The sequence below is a fragment of the Streptomyces sp. WAC05374 genome (assembly GCF_004353505.1).
GTDB lineage: Bacteria > Actinomycetota > Actinomycetes > Streptomycetales > Streptomycetaceae > Streptomyces.
In genome coordinates this window covers 1-1,847 of sequence record NZ_SMNQ01000044.1, presented here as the reverse complement: position 1 = coordinate 1,847, position 1,847 = coordinate 1, and the positions used below count along the sequence as shown (strand labels likewise).

General features: G+C 70.2%; 1 protein-coding gene and 1 pseudogene. Both read right to left on the bottom strand.

All coding sequences use genetic code 11. From position 1 onward, the window contains the following. Positions 1-355: 355 nt before the first annotated feature. Positions 356-661: a hypothetical protein gene (locus E2B92_RS32455; protein WP_126882917.1), complete on the bottom strand. Its 306-nt coding sequence runs from the start codon at positions 659-661 to the stop codon at positions 356-358. Between the two features lie 857 nt (positions 662-1,518). Further along, positions 1,519-1,847: pseudogene (locus tag E2B92_RS32815) on the bottom strand (hypothetical protein); the annotation flags it as partial.

The window sequence follows — 1,847 nt, the reverse complement described above, 5'->3', positions numbered from 1 at the left end:
CCCCCCCCCGCCCCGCCGACCCCCCCCCAGACCCCCCGCGCCGCCCCCGACTGCCCCCCCGCCCCCCCCAGCGCAGCCGCCCCGGCGCTCGACACCCCACGCGCCCCCGGCACGAACAACCGCACCCCCCCCCTCGCCGGCGCCCTCCCCCCCTCGCCGTCCTCGCCCGTCCCGAGCTCTGACAGGGCAGCCCGGTCCGCGTCGACTACCGGCAGCCCCTCACCCGCCCGCTCAAGCTTCAACTCGGCCAGGACCCGGACATAGCGGCTGACCTCGACCCGGTTCCGAGACGGCCGAGCCCCCTCCAACACCCGTCCCGCCTGCAGATCCCGGCGCACCACACGATGCAACGTCCCTAGGGACGGCACACTTCCGGGCGAGGGTGAACCGTCGGCCGCCGGTACAGCGCCGCGACGTTCCCGCCCACCTCTGTCAGGACCGCCCACTGCTCGTCATCCAGAGTGAACCCGTCCTGCCGCCCCACCGGCTCCAGACGGCCCTCGCGCGCCTCCGCCAGCCACTTCCACACCGTCCGGATCGTCACACCCGCGGCCTCGGCCATCACCCGGACATGCAGCGACGACACCGACCCCGGTCCCTGATCCACCGCCAACAACCGACGCACCACCACACCACGCGCCAACCGGCCGCCCTCACCCATACCCCCAGCACCCCCGGCGACCACGGCACCGAACACTGGAATAGGCAAACCCATGACAGCCATCCATAGCCGTGCTAGCCACCACATGGCAGCCGCTTGGTCACTCAATGGCAGCCAAGATCACCAGCCCAAGACGACCAATGCCAAGAAAACTCCCAGCTACACAAGGCCCCCACACACACCCGCTGACGCCCAACCCCATCACCCCACCCACTCACATCTCCTCGCGAAGCGCCGAGACTCGTATGCCCGTCGGCTCCAGTAGCTTCTTCACCTCGCCGTGTCCGGGCTTGGTGAGCACCCACACCTGCCGCTGGTCTGCCTGCACGATTCGATCCTCACCAGTGGGTCTGCCATCGGAACTTCCCGGTACGCACCTCCACGGCGTGCAGGTCGTCATTCTCACGGCGATGCCACCGCCAGCGGACACACTGAAGGACTGGAACCCCGTGGTCACTAGGATTTTTGGCGGAGTGGCAGGCCGCCAGAGCTCGCGGCCTTTGTCGATGGCGACGGTGGGCGGAGCAGGGCTTGGCCTTGGCCGAGGCGCAAGCGCCGTCCCCGGTGACAACCACAACCGAGCGTCCGGTGGCACGTAATGCCACCGCTGCTCGTCGCTGGAGGCGTCATATCCGCGCACCGCCTCCAAGCGGCTGGGGACGAGGATACTGCCGGACAGCCGGGCGAGCAGCAAGCGACCAAAACGCCACCGTCCAGCCCAGCCGGTGCCTGCTCCGCCCCTGCCGGACGGTACGTCGTTCCAGGTGTGTTCGGGCGGGCGCGGTGCGCCGACTCGTCGTACCGTGACCGGAGGCGGGGCCCGGCGCGGGGCCGCCGCGACGACGTCAGGTGCTCGGTCACCGGGTGATGTCCCATGTCTCAGCAGGCATCCGCACCAGTCGGTGGAGCGTCGCGCGGAGAGCGCGCCGGGCGGATGCCTCGGTGAGGGCGGGAGGGCCGTCCTTCATGGTCCCCAACGACGTGGGGAAGGGCTCCCAGCCGTTGTAGATGGCCATGAGCCCGGTGAGGTGGCGGGTGATGCTCGCCGAGCTGCCGGTGCCGGACTCCAGTACGCTGCTGACCACGCCGTCGTGCACGTCGGGGTCGATCAGGCGTGGTCGCAGCAGGTCCAGGTCCACTTTCGGCAGGGCAGGGATGTGCTGCCTGCGGGCCAGGACCTCCTGAT